The sequence below is a fragment of the Pontibacter russatus genome, assembly GCF_009931655.1.
Taxonomy (GTDB): Bacteria; Bacteroidota; Bacteroidia; order Cytophagales; family Hymenobacteraceae; genus Pontibacter; species Pontibacter russatus.
Window position 1 is genome coordinate 3,055,631 of the sequence record NZ_CP047984.1, and the last position, 18,032, is coordinate 3,073,662.

Genomic DNA, 18,032 nt, shown 5'->3' on the forward strand with positions numbered 1-18,032 from the left:
TGAAGCAGCGGCTATATATAAGGCAGCAAGTTTATAAATGCGAAAATAGCCTTTGATAACCTCTTGACAAACTGGCCTCATATATAGCCACATTTGCGCTGTCGCTAAACTTGCGGCATGAACTAAATATTCTTCCCTACAAGATGAGCTTCAAAGGGGTAGGAGTGGGGCATGTTTCAACGACGAGAGTAAATCGTAGTTTGGGTTTGAATTATGCAGTTTATATATGGATGCAATCTATATATAAACTGCCGCCTATATAAAAGCGGACCGGGGGCCCTGTGGTAGTAGACACGAGTGGGGACGCTCGCGCCATATTTACGCGGCTTTCAAAGGAGAAAAAAGAAACTTGCGTAACAGCAGATATATAAGCGTGAGAGAGGATGCCCCTCAAAGACCCCCTCTCTCACGGTTATATATAGCTTCAATGTTTGGCAACCAGACAGTATAGATGCCTAACTGTCCCAGGTCATGATCTGGCCGCGCTCCTCGTTTTTGAGGCACTCTGCCAGCGTTTTCTCGTCGTAAGCCAGGCCATATTGTTTCAGCACGTCATCCGGCACGCCGTCCCAGGCATTGGGTGTGTTGCCTTTGTATGCCATGTCCTCTATGCCCATTTTGCTTGAGAAAAAGCCGGTGGCCGTCAGGTTGCGCATCTGGTTGAAGAAAGCCACTCCCTGTTGGTTTTCAGGGGCGGCATTCTCCGGATAGGCAATCATGTCCACCAGTTCAATCCGCTGGGCCTCGCTTGCCTCTGTGAACGACTTGCCGAAAAGCTTGTTCGACTTTATATCCAACCAGCGCAGCCCGCCCCGCATCGGGGTCTGGTTTTCGGGCCTATCCTTCACAATGAACTCAATAAACGCCGGCACGCCGGCTTCCGAGGCGCTGCCCGATCGGCTGTCGGCCGGAATGATGATGTCGCTCAGCACCGTGATGGTAGCCATTTCCGCCTCGGTAAAAAACTGCTCTTCCATCAGGCGGGCATCCCGCTCTTTTTCTTCCGGTGTGCGGCCATATCCTTCTAAGGAAGCGGCTTTCTTAGCGTCCTTGGCGCTTTTCTCCTCGGTCTTGACATCGCTGTCGCAACCTATGAGCAGCGTGCCCGCGCCGAGCGACCCGATGGCCAGCGCTTTCAGGGATTCTCTTCTATCCATACTCTATAAATTTTATACTATGCTATATTCTGCTTCTTGAGCTGGTCCATCATATACTCAGAGGCCCGCATGGACAAAGCCATAATCGTCCAGGTCGGGTTTTTATCGGCCTGCGACACAAAAGGCCCGCCATCCACCACAAACAGGTTTTTTACCTCATGCGCCTGGCAGAACTTGTTCAACACCGAGCGTTTCGGGTCATTCCCCATGCGGGTAGTGCCCACTTCATGAATGATGCGGCCAGGGTTTGCTAAACCGTACATATCCTCTTTTCCCGGTTTGTTGCCGAGCGCCACGCCGCCCATGGCCTCGATAATGTTCTCGAAGGTGTCCTGCATGTGTTTGGCCTGGTTGATTTCGTGGTCGCTCCAGGTGTAGTTGAAGCGCAGCACCGGGATGCCGTATTTATCCACCACGTTCGGGTCTATCTCGCAGTAATTATCCTCGCGGGCAATGCACTCGCCGCGACCCGCAAACCCTACGTTGGCCCCATAAAACCGGCGGTAATCATCTTTCAGCGAAGCCCCGTAGCCACCCGCCTGTTTCATCTTACCGTCGCTCCCGGCATATTTGCCATTCATGTTCTCGATGCCGGAGCCGAATCCATAGCCGGGCATGCCCATGCCGCCGCCATATTCGATGTGATAGCCCCTCGCAAAATCCAGTTTGCTGTTATCGAGCCACCACGGCGAGTACACGTGCATGCCGCCCACGCCGTCCTCGTTGTAGCGCTTGCGGTCCATCAGGTGGGGGATGAAGGCGCTCCGTGAAGCGCCGGTAGAGTCGTGCAGGTATTTGCCGACCATGCCGCTGGAGTTGGCCAGACCGTCGGGATGTTGCGCTGATTTGGAATTGAGCAGCAGGCGGGCAGACTCGCAGGCGCTGGCGGCCAGCACAATCACTTTGCCGTTTACCTGATACTCCTGCAGGTCGGTTTTATCGGTATATAAAATCCCGGTTGCTTTGCCGGACTTGTCTGTCAGCACCTCGCGGGCCATGGCATTGGTATATACCTCCACATTGCCCGTATTTCGGGCCGGCTTCACAAGGCAGGTAGACGCTGAAAAGTCGGCATGCACTGAACAGCCCCGGCCGCACTGGCCGCAGAAGAAACACGCGCCACGGTCCTTGTTGATGGGTCGCGTCAGCATCGACTTGCGGGCCGGGATAACGGGTATGCCGATACCCACCGCTGCTTTCTTGATCATGAGCTCGTGGAGGCGCGGCTTGGGCGGCGGCAGGAAGTAACCATCCGGGTCGTTCACTAGCCCTTCGTTCGTACCGAACACGCCCACCATCTTGTCCACGCGGTCATAGTAGGGCTTCACGTCTTCATAGGAGATGGGCCAGTCGTCGCCCAGCCCGTCCAGGCTTTTGTGCTTGAAATCATGCGGACCGAAGCGCAGGGAGATACGGCCCCAGTGGTTGGTTCGGCCGCCCAGCATCCGGGCGCGGAACCAGTCAAACTCGGTGCCCCCGTTTCGGGTGTAAGGCTCTCCGTCGATTTCCCAGCCACCGTAGGCCGCGTCAAAGTCGCCGAAAGCCCGGGTCGTGCCCGCGCCGCGGCGCGGCGACTGGTAAGACCATTTTAGCTGGGTTTGCTGCTCCGGGTTGGCCGGGTCGTAATCCGGGCCCGCCTCAAGCAGCGCGACTTTCACGCCCGCTTCCGACAGTATTTTCGCGGCCATGCCGCCCCCCGCACCGGAGCCTACAATGACGACGTCGTATACTTCGCCCTTCTTCTTGATTTGAAATGCCATAATATTGGTTTGATTTATATATGAGCGTGTTTAAAATTCATCCTTTGCGCTGCAAATTGAACATAAAGGAACCTGCCTTCATGCTTTTTTCGCCCCATAGCGCTGCTATGAACCTCAAAAACTATTTCGCCAGAACCCTTTCAGTTTAAATTTCGCTTGCAAAAGCGAAATTTAAACATGCTCTGAGCGCTCCTAAAAGGTAAATAATTTTGTTGATAATATTGCAAACAGGCTATACTGGAATTGCCCAGAAACGGCAGAAAGTGGCATAGAGCAGCAGAAGCGTCCAGCATATGCTGGCACCTCAGGCATATCCAGCTTTATGCCCGGAGGCTAAACGCCCAGGTTCCAGCCTTCGCGGTAAGTGCGCTTTACGAACTGGTTCACATCCTCGAAGTTGGTGACCCGCATGTTCTGGTTGTCCCAGAGCATTTTCATGTTGCTGCCGGGGTAGTCGAAGCCGTTGCCGGAAGCCCTCGGTTTGGCCATGTCGGCGCCTCTGATACCAAGGTTAGCCATCAAGATAGCCTCGGTTAGCGGCCCCGCTAAATCAAACGGCGAGCTCATTTCCTTTTTACCGTATCCCGCGATAGCCCCTTCCACCCACTGGGCATAATGGCCGTCGGCGCTGCCTGGAACGCGGGCATACGTTTGCTTCACCTTTACTTCCTCCATGCGGGAGAGGGGCAGCAGGCGCGGGTTGGCAGCGTATTCACTGGCCATCATCTTGCCCTTGGTGCCAATAAACAAAATGCCGCTGTTGCCGTCGCCAAACAGTTCGTTTGCCCCCAGTTCTTCCGGGCGCTCCGGCTTGATGCCGCCGTCCATCCAATGCAAGGTGACAGGCCCTTTGGTCTTGCTGGTTTTGGGGAAGGTTAAAGTGGCATGACTGGACGGCGGGCAGCTATCCGGGAAAATACCCCGCTTGCCCCAGCCTACAAACACACTGCCCACGCTGGCCTGCACATCGGTGGCATACTTGAGGTCCAGCACCCGGAATGGGGCTTCCATCAGGTGACAGCCTAAGTCGCCGAGGGCGCCGGTGCCATAATCCCACCAGCCCCGCCAGCTGCGCGGCACTACCTCATCCACGTAATCTTTATAGGGTGCTGTGCCCAGCCATAAGTTCCAGTCTAGTTCTTTGGGAACCGTCGCCTTGGCGGTTGGCCAGGGAATGCCTTGCGGCCATATAGGGCGGTTGGTCCAGCAGTAAACCGTTTCCACATCCCCGATTATCCCGGCGTCGAACCACTCGTGCAATTGCCTCACGCCGTCGCCTGAGGCGCCCTGGTTTCCCATCTGGGTGACTACTTTGTAGCGGGCCGCGGCTTCGGTGAGTTTGCGTGCCTCGTATATATCGTGCGCCATCGGTTTCTGCACATACACGTGCTTGCCTAGTTGCATGGCGCCCATCGCCTGCACGGCGTGGTTATGGTCTGGCGTGGATACTGAAACGGCATCAAAGTTCTTGGCTTCTTTGTCGAACATCTCCCGCCAGTCCTTGTAATATTTGGCTTTGGGGAAATTTTTGACTGAGGTGGCGGCCTGGCGGTCGTCTACGTCGCACAGGTACGCAATATCGGCTTTCCCGCTTTTATAAAATGAGTCTATATCTGAGCGCCCTTTGCCTCCAACCCCGACCGCGGCAATGACCAGCCGGTCGCTTGGGGCCAGAAATCCTTTTCCGCCCAGCACGTGGCGCGGAACAATCATAAACCCGGCTGCCGTTACCGCGGCCGCTTTCAGGAAGCCTCTGCGGTCGGAGGCCGTTTTCTCCTGATTGGTAAATTCCTTCTTCATGGTCCTTCTTATGAAATGTTGTTCTGGATGATTAATAAAACAGCAGGTCTGTTTCTGCCGCAGGCTTCTCCTGCAAGCAGACAGCAAAAAGCCTGGTACAGGGCGTACCAGGCTTTTAATGAAACTTTAAAATTCAGGATATCCCGGATTCTGCGGGCTGAGGTTCGGGTTGTTTCGTCTCTCCGGCGTTGGCAGCGGGAACAGCAGGTGCTTTTCTTCCAGGGCCTTGTTTGAGTTGAGGTTGATGTGCCCTACGAAATCATCGAAGCTGTCCGTGGTCTCGTTGTAGGCCTTTCGTAGCCGCACCATGTCAAACCAGGTGATGCCCTCGTAAGCCAGTTCGTGCCAGCGCTCGCGCCACACCGCCTCCCGGAAGGAAGCCTGGTCGAAAGTGCCCAGGTCAGGGGTAGTCAGCTGTGCTCTGTCGCGGATGCGCTTCAGGGCATCATAGGCTTCCTGCGTGGGGCCACCCAGTTCGTTTTGCGCCTCGGCATATATCAACAGCACATCAGCGTACCGGATGATGGGCACGTTCAGGTTGTTGTTGCGCGTGGGCGTGAGGCCGGGGGCGCCAGCAGAGGTGACGTTGAAGTGCTTGAAAATATAAGGAGCACCCAGGTCAAACTCTTCGCCTGTGCCATTGGTGTAGTAGCTGGTATAGAAATAGCCCTCCTGGTTTTTTGCCCGCAGATCGCCCTCCTCATATGAGTTGTAGAACGAGGTGGTGGGCACCGTGCTTCCGGTTCCGGATGGTCCGGCATATGTCACCGGCTTAAAGTTCGGGTACATGTTCTCCATCGGGTTGCCCGCCACCAGGTTGTTGTACTGCACCATAAAAATATGCTCCAGCGTATTCTCCGTGCTCTCGTGGTGTACCTCGGCATAGGTAGGGAACAGATTAATGGAGCCGGGGTTGGCGTTGGCATAGGATATCACCTCGTAGGCCTTATCGGCCGCCAGCTGGTAATGGGAGGCGCCTTTCTGCAGGGGGTAGCCCGCCATGGTCAGGTAAACTTTTGCCAGCATGGACTTAACGGCGGCCAGCGATGCCCGTCCGGAAGCATCCATCCACGGCAAGCCGGCTGCTTCCGCCTCGGTCAGGTCAGACACAATCAACGCGTAAACCTCTTCTTTGGGTGCCCGGGCAGGCATAAAGTCCTCTGAGGTCAGGCTTTGCGGAGTGGTAATCAACGGAACATCCCCCCACAACTGTACTGCCCGGAAGTAGGCCCATGCCCGCAGGAACTTCGCTTCGCCCATGATCTTCTTTTTCTGGGCCTCGTCCATTGGCGTGATACCCGGAACTTTTTCGAGCAGCAGGTTGGTCTGCGCTATCAGCCGGTACAGGCCGTTCCAGTAGTTGGCCACATGGCCGGTGGTGCCGTCATATATCAGGCCGTACAGGTTGTTCAGGTCCGAGTTCTGGCCGGTTTCGGTAGTGGATGTTCCGGTGGGCGCCTCCAGCATCTGCCAGGTCGACGAAAATATTCCCGAGCCTTCGTATACCAGGCGGGTATCGGCATAGGCTGCATATAGAGCGGCTTCAGCGTGATCCGGTATGGTATAGAAGTTATCCGGCGTGAGGTTGGAAGGCGGCGTTTCTTTCAGGAAATCATCTTCACATCCCGCTGTGCCCAGCAGGAGGACGCCGCAGAGAAACACTTTCGATAAGTATTTTAATTTATAAATCTTCATGATGAGTTTCTTTTGAATTAGGTAAATCAATTACAAGCCGATCTGCAGACCTAACAGGAAGGTTCTTGGCTTGGGATAGCCGTGCCAGTTCTGTCCCTGCGAGAACACGTTCTGGGCATCTGAATCGCGAATGCCAACGGTCTCAGGGTCTCCGATGAGCTCGTCATCGACCAGCAAGAACAGGTTTTGGGCGGAGGTATAAATGCGCAGGCGGCTCAGCCTGATTTTCTCTGTAACAGCATTAGAGAAGGTATAGCCCAGCAGGATGTTTCTGCCCCGGATAAAGGAGCCGTCCTTGATCCAGTGGGTGTCCACGTTGGTGATATAGCCAGCGCGGGTGTTGCGCACCTCGGCAATCATGGTGTTCTGGTTTTGCGGCGTCCAGGCGTTCAGCACGGTTTTGTAGCTGTTGGCCAGGGCCTGGCGATCCTCGCTGGAGTGCAGGGTCATGTCCAGCACATCGTTGCCGTAAGAGTACTGCAGGTCTACCAGCAAGTCAAAGTTTCTGAAGCGGAAGGTGTTGGTCAGGGCACCCCAGGCTTTCGGGCTGCCATTGCCGATGATGCTGCGGTCAGCGTCGGTGATGGCATTGTCACCGTTCACATCCAGGTACTTGATGTCGCCCGGCATAAGCGTCTGTCCGGGGCGGTAGCTGGTAAAGCGGGCGGCTTCCTCCCGCTCGGCCTCGCTCCAGATGCCCACGCGGGTCAGGCCCCAGAAGGAGCCCACTGGCTCGCCGACGCGGATGATGTTTGTCTGATTCGTGAAGTTAGGACCGCCCACCCCGAAGATATCAGCCGGTGATGCCAACGTCAGCACCTTGTTCCGGTTCATGGAAACGTTGAACCCGGTGCTCCAGGAGAAATCACCCCCATCGATGTTAACCGTGTTCAGTGACAGTTCTATGCCTTTGTTCTCCATGGAACCCACGTTCTTACGTACAGTAGCGTAGCCAGAGGTACGAGGCACAGGGGCATCCAGCAGCATGTCAGTGGTCTTGCGGTAATACACATCCGCTTCCAGCATAATGCGGTTGTTCAGCAACCCGAGTTCCACACCAATATCTGTCTGGGCTGTCTTCTCCCACTTCAATTCGGGGTTCGCCAAGCGACCTAGGCCGGTTCCGACTACCCGTATATCACCAATAACGGCAGCGTAGGTAGAGCTTAAAAGTGGCAAGGACTGGTAAGGTGCAATCTCAGAGTTACCTGTCAGGCCGTAACTGCCACGCAGTTTCAGGTTAGAGATAACGCTGCTGCCCTTCAGGAAGTCCTCTTCTGAAATACGCCATGCGAGCGCAGCCGAAGGGAAAAAGGCATATTTGTGGTTTTCACCGAAGCGAGAAGAACCGTCTGCCCGACCTGTAACAGTAAACAGGTACCTGTCCATCAGGCTGTAGTTGATACGGCCGAAGTAAGAGTTATAGGCCGTAGTGGAAGCCTCTGTGGCCACGGATGGTGACGTGCTGCCAGCGTCCAGGTTGTTGTACAGGAAATAATCGGTAGAGAAGTTACGGATGGAGGCATCCGAATTAAAGAAATCAGTTTCCTGCCAGGATATGCCCAATAAGCCGGTGAAAGCATGGATGTCGCCGAAGGTCTTGTTATAGGTCAGGTAATTCTCCACAGACCAGAAGGTTTCTTTCCGGTTACGGGAAGCGGCGTTTCCGCGGTTGCCGATGTCCAGGGTGCGGGTAGTGGATTCGTTGTTTTCCTGGGTGAGGATGTTGGTGCCCAGCACGGTGCGCATCTCCAGGCCTTCCGCAAACCTAATGTTTGAGTAGAGGCTACCGATTGTCGTCTGGGTGTTGAGCAGGTACTTACGGCCATGCAGGCGGTGCATTGAACTCATGGTGCCTTCCGCTAACGGGTAGTCCCGGTTGTTGGCAAACGTGCCGTCGGGGTACCTCACCGGCAGGAAAGGGAAGTCTTCCACAATCTGACGGGCCACTTGGTCCGATATGTCCACCAAATTTTCCGTCTGGTTGTTGTAGCTCAGCGTTCCGCCCACTTTCAGCCATTTTTTTATCTGGTCTTCAATGGTGAACCTACCAGAATAGCGCTTCATATAGGAATTCTTTAAAAACCCTTGGTCGTCGCGGTAGCCCAGGGAAAGGGAATAGGTGGTGCGCTCGTTACCGCCGCTAAAGCCCAACTGGTGGTTCTGGGAAAGCTTGGACTGCGTAGTTTCCTTCAGCCAGTCGGTGTCGTGCATCGGGTTGCCATTGGCATCAAAAACGCCTTGAGCAACCAGGAAGGGGTTTGATCGCTTCAGTGCCGGGTTCAGTGATTCCCACTTGCCTTCGGCCCAACCAACCGGATCGTATTTCTCCATGTTCCGCCAGGCCAGTTCCTCTACTGCCAGGTATTCCGCCGTGTTCAGCACCTCCGGACGGTTCGGACCAATGGCAGTTGTGCTGAAATCCACGTTGTAGCTGATCTGGCCTTCTCCGGCGCGACCTTTTTTGGTCGTTACCATGATTACCCCATTGGCGCCCCTGGCGCCATATATAGCCGTGGAAGAAGCGTCTTTCAACACCTCAATGGACACGATGTCGCTAGGGTTAATGTAATCTATCGGGGAACTTGACTGTGCCAGGTTGCTCTGCGGCATCATCACCCCGTCTATCACGTACAGTGGGTTGTTAGAAGTATTGATTGAACTGAATCCACGGATTCGGATATTGGTTCTGCCCCCCGGGCGGCCTGAGTTGGTGTTTACCTGCACGCCGGGCATTTTGCCAGCCAGAGCCTGGTTTAGGGAAGGCATAGCTCGCTCACGTAGTTCGGCTTCCTTTACCGAGGCCACGGCGCCGGTCACGTCTGAGCGTTTCTGGGTGCCGTAACCGATCACCACCACCTCTTCCAGCGCCTTCACATCTGTCTGAAGCTGGATATCAATCACAGACCTGTTTCGGATGGGCACCTCCTGGTTCACGAACCCGATATAGGAAAATACGAGTGTGCCATTCTCCTGCCCGTCCGGAACGGCCAGACTGTAGGTGCCGTCCACGCCGGTGCTGGCCCCGATGGAGGTGCCTTTCAGCACCACGGCTACCCCTGGCAATGGCTCCCCGTTGCTACTGTCGGTTACCTTGCCGTTTACCTGAATAGCATAAGGCAATGCGGCGCTCGGAAGCCCTTTTCCCATAGGCGCGATGGCGTTCGCTGGCCGATACAGGTCCGTGGCCTGTATTTGTGTGGCAGGCAGCGCTGCGCACAAGGCAAAAGAAAGCAGGCCTGTACGGAAATACCGACCCTTTGCTTTTGCATAATCATCGTCAAAAAGATTTGTAAACCGGTGTTTCATAATTCATTACATTTTTAGTGAATAGTAAGCTCAGGTTGCAATTTTGTACACATGCTTCATGAGGAAGCATATGCAAGGAATAGGATATATAGAGGGCTCATGTGTGCTGAGTGATAGATCAGGTGGGTTTATCCTGAAACAGGCACCTGCTAATGAATGCTTTCAACTGCCCGGGCCTTAGCCATAACCCCGGCGGCGCGCCTCTGCCGCCCCGCCACCAGAGATAATGGGCAGAGCTAAAACCGAAGAGGCATCCCATAGCGGGGCGCAGCCTGGCTATAACCAACAGGCCGTTCTGCTCTTTCTCTCATACACCTTCCTCCCTGCTGGAAAAGTAATAGGCTATATATAACTATACTAAGTTTCAGGGGCGTGAATGCATGTTTAGCAGCTAAAATTAGAAGAAGCATGGCTTCCTTTATTTTAGAGCAAAAGTGCAGTCTGTTTATACCCTGGCGGAAAAGTATAAGGGACTATCCAAAAAATTTGTTAGAAAGATGAACTTAGGATAATGCCTGAGTGAGTGGGCACTTAGGTTGTCTAAATCTATGTGTTTATTTTTATATCGCAATAGATTCGGTCATAATTTTTTGCTTTCGACAGCGCTCGGCAAGCCTGATGAAAATGAAGGCGCTTTCTGCGGCAGCCTAATGCAGGTTATCCCTATCACCTATTCGCACAGGGCACGCGCCTGCATGGCCCTGTATGCCCGATGGTTACAGCCTCGGGCATATATAAAACAAGGCTCAAAGGCGGAGCAGCAACTGGTTTGCGCTCCGCCAAAGCTTAAGGCCTATATAAATAAAGGAGCCCGCCATATAGGCGGGCTCCTCGCAAAGCGGGAGACTAAGCCGCTCTGCTGGTGGCTGCCACGATGCTTCTCACCCATACATGTGCAACCAGTATTCATCTCGTACTCGTCTGTTCCCGACGCCGGGGGCAGCAGGTGCCGCATCAGTTTATCAGGTAGGTCACGCCGAGCGAGTACGTTCTGCCCAGCTTGTAGGAAGTATATATAAACTCCTGCCCCTTGTACTCATGGCTGTTTTTGTAGGCAGGGTCAAAGATGTTGTCGGCGGAGGCCTTTGCCGTGAGGTGCTGGCCGATGCGCTTGGAGACCACCAGGCTGCCCATCGGGCGGGAGCGCTCGTAGATGTTCGGGGTGCCCCCCACCGAGATGGCAGAGATACGGTCGCCGAACACGTTGTAGCTGGCCGTGGCGATGAGGCCCAGGGGGTCGCTCTGGTACGTGAGGCTGGCGTTGGCCACGTAAGGCGACTGTCCGAACAAGGGCCTGGTGGCCGCGGCATCGGGCCTTACGGCGCGAATCTGCTCAAGCTCAAGGGGCGTAATGGCTACCTCCGACCTGATGAGGGAAAGGTTGGTGCCGACCAGGAAGTTCTGCAGCGCGGGCGTGATAAACGACAGGTTCTTGTTCACCTCAAACTCCAGCCCATATACCTTCGCGTTGGCCACGTTCTGAATAAAGATCTCATTATTTTGCGCCAGCGTGTTGATGGCCCGCTCTATCGGGTTGTGGAAGTTCTTGTAGAACGCGCTCACGCTGAGGTACTCGCCCAGCCCCGGGTACCACTCCCACCGTGCGTCGAAGTTGTCGATAGTGGTGCGCTCGAGGTTGGCGTTGCCGGTAAAGGCGGGCTCCCCCACAAAGTCGAAGGAGGTATAGGGGGCAATCTCCCGGAAGTTGGGCCGGGCCAGGGTTTTGGAGTAACCCAGCCTGAGGTTCATTTTCTCGGTGAGGCTGTACGAGGTGTTGACGGAGGGAAGCAGGTCCACCGTGTTCAGTTCTCCAGGCTCCAGCTGGTCGTTAAAGCTTTGCACGTATATATCCGTCGCCTCCACGCGGGCACCCGCCACTACCCGCAGCTTGCCTGTCAGCGGCAGGTCCACCATGCCATATCCCGCATATATGGCTTCCTCGCCGTCGTAGTTGTTGGTGCGCTGCGATCCGTCCTGCAGGTAAACGCCGTAGCGGTAGATGCCACCGCTCTCCGCGTCCTGCGGGCGCGCCACGATGCCCAGGTTCTGCGGGGCGAAAAAGGCCGGGATGCCCCCGTTGTAGTCGTAGTCGCTGGAGAAGCGGTAGCGGTACACGTTCTCACGGAAAGCCCTGTCCTTGCGGAGCGCGGCCACCCCGACTTTGGCTTTCGCCTCCAGGCCGTTCCATATCGTGAAGGGTGTCTCCAGGTTCAGCTTTAGGTCGAGGTTCGTTTCATCCAGGGTTCTGAAAAACCGTGCCGGCAGGGTATAGGCCGCCGCCTGAATGCGGAAGGCGGTGTCAGCCCCGGACACAAAGTAGTCGTTGGCGAAGAAGCGCAGGTCCGGCTCATCCTGCTCCGACAGCGTAAAGGAGGTCAGCCAGGTTACCTTGCTGTTCTTCAGGCCCGGCAGCACGTGCTCGCCCTTTAGCTGGCCGCTGGAGAGGGAGCGCTGCAGGTAGTGCAAGGCACGCGATTCGAAGATGGCCGTGTTGTCGAAAATGCCGGAGGTTTCGGGGAAGATACCGCTCAGGAACCGGCTGGAGTTCTGCCCGCTCTGGTTCCGGATAAGGTTCAGGGAGACTTTGTTGTTGCTGTTGAGTTTGTAGGAGAAATTCGCCAGGAAGCCCAGCGTCACGTCCTCCACCCCTCTTTTATCGGCAAGCAGCCTTTTCACAAACAGGTCCTCGGCGTTGGCGCTGTTCAGTTCCCACAGGCCGAACGTGCCGTTGCCGTAGTAAGAATAGCCCCGCTGGTACGACAAGCCCACCACATAGCCGAACTGCCGGCCGAACACATCCGTCTGGTTGCCCAGCGAGAAGGAGTGGGAGTGATTGAGCGGGGCAACCATGGTGCGCGGCGCCATCTCGCTGTTGAACGCATTCGTCGCCTGGTCTATCTGCTCTGCGCTTTCCTTGTTGGTATAACTTTCGTAGGGCACGGCATAATCAACCTCGTCGGGCACCGCCCTTGTTCCGTCGTCAAAGCCCAGCCAGTCCGTCTCGCCTTTGTTGCTCGTCAGGAAGTTGCCGTTGAAGGTGGTCTGGTCGTTATAGCCGAGGGAAGTGGAAAGCTGCAGGGTGAACCTGTCCGGGAAATCCTTGGTGGTGACGTTCACGAAACCGCCTGAGAAGCTGCCGGGCATGTCCGGGGTGAAGGTTTTGGAAACCGTCAGGTTGTCAATCAGGTTAGCGGGGAAAAGGTCCATCTGCACAGTGTTCCGGTTGGGGTCCAGGCCGGGAATCTCAGCGCCGTTCAGGGCTGTCTTCACGTAGCGGTCGCCGAGGCCGCGCACATACACGTACTTGCCGTTTTCAGTGGAGATGCCCGTCACACGGGACAGGGCCGCGGCGGCGTCGCTGTCTCCGCTCCGGGAGAACTGCTCGGCTGAAACGCCGTCCATTACCACCGCCGCGTTTTTCTGGGTGTTGCGCAGGGTGTTTACGGAACTTCGGATGGCCCTGCCTTCAATGACGACTTCCTGTAGTTTGGTGGTGGCTGCGCCAAGGCTGATGTTCAGCACGGTCACCTCGTCTTTTTTCACGACAACGCCTGCTACAGTTTCAGGCTCGAAGGATATATAGGATGCCTGCACCTCGTAGGTGCCGGGCTCCAGGTTGGTGAGGTTAAACTTTCCGTCCAGGTCGGTCGCTGTGCCGGTGGCCGTGCCTTTTACCACAACGGTGGCCCCGATTAGTTCTTCGCCCGTCTCGCTGCTGGTGAGCTGCCCCCGGATAACCCCGCCCTGTGCAAAGGCCGCCGTCACGGAGGCGCACAGCAGGAGAAGGAGGCTTGAAAATTTACGTGTCATATATAAATTGGTGAGAATGTTTTGATAGAAATGGGGTACAGCGCCTTGAAGTCTATATGGCTGTACCCCATCCAGGAATGTTATTGCAGGTAACCGAGCTGGTCCAGGTAAGTCCAGCCTTTCATCCAGTTGTCAGTGCCGTTGAAGGCTCCTATGTAGTCGGCCGTTGTGAAGAAGCCGTCGGAGGGTTTTGCGGCTGCGCCAGTCAGGGCCATGCCTGCGGCAAGCGGGTTCAGGGCTTTGTTGTTCATTCTGCTGATGCCCGCCAGCACGGGGTCGGCTGTCACGCGGTTGTTGTTGGCCTCCAGGTGCGTCAGCAGGTAATCCTGGTTGGCTGCCGCCGCGGCTATCCCGGCAAACGTGTTGTCCGCCACGTTCCAGAAGATGTTGTTTCCGAATACCAGATCGCCTGCCTCCAGCCGCGCACGGCTGTCGCCTACCTCTGTGTCCTCAACCACCACACCTCCTGTAAAGTCCGCGAAAAGGCTGTTGTAGATTTTTCCGCCGGCGTTGTCTACCAGCATCACCGCATTCTGGCCAGCCTTTGTCTTGCCGCCGATGATGGTGGCGTTATATATCACCGGGATAGAGAAAGGCTCCGCGTCGTCCGGGCTTGAGCCGCCGTCGAACTCCCCACCGGTGCCACCCGCGCCTTCGTTGTATATACCGAACCAGAACTGGTTCTTGCCCCGCCATCCCTGGTCGTAGTCAAACATGTCGTCGCCGTTGAAAGCGGACACTAAGTATTTGGTGTTGACGGTGCCGCCGAACCACTCAAAGCCGTCGTCCTGGTTCGAGAAGACCTCCACATACTCGATCACTGTGCCGGAGCCTACGCCGCCCATGGTCAGGCCGTTGATCTCGTTGTTGGCGCCGATGAGCGTGCCCGCGTGTCGGATAGACACATACCGGAACACCCCGGAGTTGTCCTGCTCATTCGTGCCGCCGTACTGGCCCCGCACCTCCTCCGTCGGGATGCCCTCAATGGCGCCCGTGCCGCCGGTTTTGTTGATGGTGGAGTTGCCAAGGATAATCACCCCGCCCCAGAGGCCGGTGGCATCCAGCGGAATATCGTCTGTCCGGCTCAGGTCATCCTCCTCTGTCGTGAAGATGATGGGGCTCCCGGCAGTGCCCTCCGCCTTTATTTTGCCGCCGCGCGCCACAATCAGCGCGCTGGCGTTCTCGCCCTCGCCCGGCCTGCCTTTGATCACGGTGCCCGGCTCAATGGTGAGTGTCTGGCCTTCGTTCACGAACACAAAGCCATCTAGTATATAAGTGTTCTCTGCCGTCCAGGTGGTGGTGCCCACGCCTTCCGCCAAAGAAGTCACCACAATGTCCTCTCCCTCCTCTATCACCGGAGCGGTGCCGTCTTCCCTTTCGTCGCAGGATGAGAAGGCAAGGGCTGAGCCTGCCAGTAGCAGCGTGGCTACGAATTTGCTTTTGAACTCCATGTTTCTCTGAATTTGGTTGGTTAGTCTCTTTTTTTGGTTTCTGATTGCCTTGAAACGGTGGCAGAACCGCTACAAAAGCGTTGCATTAGCCCATGTGCCGGCCGCTGTTTCATTTCGCTGCGACAAAGGTAAAGGGACTACTTTAAGCCAGCTTTAAGGCCCGGTTATGATATGGTTAAGGATGGGCCGCCTTTGTTAAGGAGTGGTTACTCCATTGTTAGGAAGGGATTATCCGGAAGTTACCTGCGCGTTACGCGCGGGCTCCATTGCCTGATTTTGTATCGGCGGCACTTGCCAATTCTGCGCTATTCTGCTCTGAGGGGCTTTTCTATGATATATGGCCACGCCGCAGGCGCTAAACCAGGCGACAGAATCTTAACATTAGGGTAACATAGCGGTAATTCCGTAGTAATATGAAGATCGTTACTTTGCACCGTTGCCGGAAGAGGGCAGCGGCGGCCTGACTAGCTGACGCGCCCCGACAGACAGCGACAGTTGCTGACAAGGCAGCTTGTTACCCGTAAGGCTGAAACCTTATATGGAATTTGATTTCTCACCAAAAACCACTGATTGTGCACCACACAGTAAAGGGAGCGCTGTTTCTGCTCCTGCCGCTTCTCGCCTGGGGCAACTCCGCCCATAGCCAAAGCCTTATCGACAGCCGCCTCGGCAAAGGGGTTCAGGTCATGGCCGCCGACTCCTCCTTCAGCATGCGCTTCGGCACCAGGTTCCAGACACTATATGAGGGGAGCGTCAGCTCCGGACCGGGTGCCACCTGGGAAGATCGTTTCCTCATCCGCCGGGCGCGCCTGAAGTTCGAGGGGTTTGTGTTCTCGCCGAAACTGGAGTACAAGATAGAACTGGGCCTGAGCAACAGCGACATCGGCAGCGACACGCCGGAACAGACAGACAACGCCGACAACGTGATACTGGACGCGGTGGCTAAATGGAATTTCGCCCCGAACTGGGAATTGTGGGTGGGGCAGACGAAACTGCCGGGCAACCGCGAGCGCATCGTCTCCTCCCAGAAAATGCAGTTCGTGGACCGCAGCCTGCTCAACTCACGCTTCAACATCGACCGCGACGCTGGCCTGCAACTCCACCACGCCCACTATATAGGCGGCATGCTGGTACGCGAGGCAGGCGCTATATCCATGGGTGAGGGCCGCGACATTACCGTGGACAACGCCGGTGGATATGATTACACCGCCCGGGTGGAGGTGCTGCCGTTCGGGGAGTTTGAAGGCGAGGGCGAATATGTGGGCACAGACCTGGCGCGCGAAGAGACGCCGAAACTGGCTGTGGCCGCCGCTTACGACTTTAACGACGACGCCTCCCGCGCACGCGGCCAGTTGGGCTCTTTCCTGAGCGGAACGCGCGACCTGCGCACCCTGTTCCTGGATGCCATGTTCAAGTACAGGGGCTTTTCGGCCATGGCGGAATATGCCAGCAAGAAAGCACCCGATGGCCCTGTGGTGGCCTTTGGCCAGGATGGCGACGTGGATGAGACCTTTGTGACCGGAAATGCCTTTAACATACAGGGCGGCTACCTTTTTAAAACCAATTGGGAAGTGGCCGGCCGCTACACCACCTACAACCCAACGCAGGTGACGGGGCTCCGGGAGCAGGATCAGTATACCCTCGGCTTGTCGAAGTATATAGTGGGGCACACCCTGAAGGTGCAAAGCGATGTTTCCCTGATACAGGAAGAGGGACGTGAGGAGGCATACCAGTTCAGGATGCAGCTGGAGGTGTCCCTGTAAAAAATAACGGAATCTTAACAATTACTTAACACCCCGCAGGCTGTGAGTTGCGCGCCGGTGCCGCAACTTTGCGGTTATAAGACTGTCGGATAGGAGCGGGTGGGCCGCCGTTCCACACAACAACTTGGCTCTCATCAGAGTATATTCCAAATAATTGATTTTTACCCATACAGGCCTCAGCTTCATAGCCAACCTAAAACGATATATAGCATGTTCAACTTCAGGTACAGACATAACAAGACAAACGCAGCACTGCTTATAGGGGGCGCATTGTTCCTAGGCGCATGCGGCGGGAACGGAGGCGCAGAGAGCGACCTGTCGGGCAGCATTGAAATTGACGGCTCCTCCACGGTTTATCCCATCACGGAGGCGGTGGCGGAGGAGTTCCGCGCCGAGGCGCCGGATGTGAGGGTGACGGTGGGCGTGTCGGGCACAGGCGGCGGCTTTCAGAAATTCTCGCGCGGCACCATCGACATCGTGAACGCCTCCCGCGAAATCAACCCTGCCGAGGCCAGCCAGGCCGAAGGAAACGGCATTTCTTATGTAGAGTTGCCGGTCGCCTACGACGGCCTGACCGTGGTGGTGCATCCCGAAAACGACTGGGCGAAAGACATCACGGTGGAGGAACTGAAGAAGATATGGGAGCCAGCCGCACAGGGCACCATCAAGACGTGGAATCAGATCCGGCCGGAGTGGCCCGACAGGCCGCTGCGACTGTACGGACCGGGGGTTGAGTCCGGCACATACGACTACTTTACGGAGGCTGTGGTAGGCAAAAGCCACTCCAGCCGCGGCGACTATACCGCCAGCGAGGACGACAACGTGCTGGTGCAGGGCGTATCCACCGACCCGAACGCGCTGGGCTTCTTTGGCTATGCGTATTATGAGGAGAACAAGGGCAAGCTGAAGGCGATACCCGTGGACGACGGAGACGACAGCAACGGAGCAGGCGCAATCCTCCCATCCATCGAAACGGTGAAGGACGGATCTTATGCCCCGCTGTCGCGCCCGCTGTTCATCTACGTAAGCTCAAATATTGCCGAAAACCCGGCAGGGGTGGAGTTCGTGAACTTCTACCTCGACAATGCCGCCGCGCTCAGCGAGGAGGTAGGCTATATTCCGCTGCCAGCCAAGCTGTACGAGGAGCAGAAGGAGAAATTCGGTGAGTTTGCCGGAAGCGCCGCACCCAGCGAGGCCGCAGCGCAGCAGTAGCGGCTTGAAACTAAACAAGTGCCGCTGCGACAACTATATAGGATTGCTGCAGCGGCATCTAAATAAACCAGCATC

The 18,032-nt window shown here is 56.0% G+C and carries 9 protein-coding genes; 2 read left to right on the forward strand and 7 right to left on the reverse strand.

Going from position 1 to position 18,032, the window contains the following annotated elements; all coding sequences use genetic code 11:
- Window positions 1–455 precede the first annotated feature (455 nt).
- From GSQ62_RS12480 to GSQ62_RS12510, 7 genes are all read right to left on the reverse strand, one after another.
- Window positions 456–1,157 carry a gluconate 2-dehydrogenase subunit 3 family protein gene (locus GSQ62_RS12480; protein WP_161889810.1) on the reverse strand — a complete coding sequence of 234 codons (702 nt, stop codon included), beginning with the start codon at window positions 1,155–1,157 and terminating at the stop codon, window positions 456–458.
- 17 nt (window positions 1,158–1,174) lie between these two features.
- Window positions 1,175–2,917 (reverse strand): GMC family oxidoreductase, encoded by a 1,743-nt coding sequence (locus GSQ62_RS12485; protein ID WP_161889811.1) that lies wholly within the window; start codon window positions 2,915–2,917, stop codon window positions 1,175–1,177.
- A gap of 333 nt (window positions 2,918–3,250) precedes the next feature.
- On the reverse strand, window positions 3,251–4,717 hold the full coding sequence (locus GSQ62_RS12490) for a Gfo/Idh/MocA family protein (protein WP_161889812.1): 1,467 nt from the start codon (window positions 4,715–4,717) through the stop codon (window positions 3,251–3,253).
- 126 nt (window positions 4,718–4,843) lie between these two features.
- Window positions 4,844–6,412: a RagB/SusD family nutrient uptake outer membrane protein gene (locus tag GSQ62_RS12495; RefSeq protein WP_161889813.1), complete on the reverse strand. Its 1,569-nt coding sequence runs from the start codon at window positions 6,410–6,412 to the stop codon at window positions 4,844–4,846.
- A 30-nt stretch (window positions 6,413–6,442) separates the two neighbouring features.
- Window positions 6,443–9,562 carry a SusC/RagA family TonB-linked outer membrane protein gene (locus GSQ62_RS12500; RefSeq protein WP_161889814.1) on the reverse strand — a complete coding sequence of 1,040 codons (3,120 nt, stop codon included), beginning with the start codon at window positions 9,560–9,562 and terminating at the stop codon, window positions 6,443–6,445.
- Between the two features lie 1,113 nt (window positions 9,563–10,675).
- A complete protein-coding gene (locus GSQ62_RS12505) occupies window positions 10,676–13,531 on the reverse strand; it encodes a TonB-dependent receptor (protein ID WP_161889815.1) in 2,856 nt (951 codons plus the stop codon).
- Window positions 13,532–13,611: 80 nt separating this feature from the next.
- Window positions 13,612–14,982 (reverse strand): hypothetical protein, encoded by a 1,371-nt coding sequence (locus GSQ62_RS12510; protein ID WP_161889816.1) that lies wholly within the window; start codon window positions 14,980–14,982, stop codon window positions 13,612–13,614.
- Between the two features lie 572 nt (window positions 14,983–15,554).
- Here GSQ62_RS12510 and GSQ62_RS12515 point away from each other — a divergent pair.
- A complete protein-coding gene (locus GSQ62_RS12515; protein ID WP_237586613.1) occupies window positions 15,555–16,745 on the forward strand; it encodes a porin in 1,191 nt (396 codons plus the stop codon).
- Between the two features lie 210 nt (window positions 16,746–16,955).
- Entirely contained in the window at window positions 16,956–17,957 is a 1,002-nt protein-coding gene (locus GSQ62_RS12520) for a PstS family phosphate ABC transporter substrate-binding protein (RefSeq protein WP_161889817.1), read from the forward strand.
- Window positions 17,958–18,032: the final 75 nt, after the last annotated feature.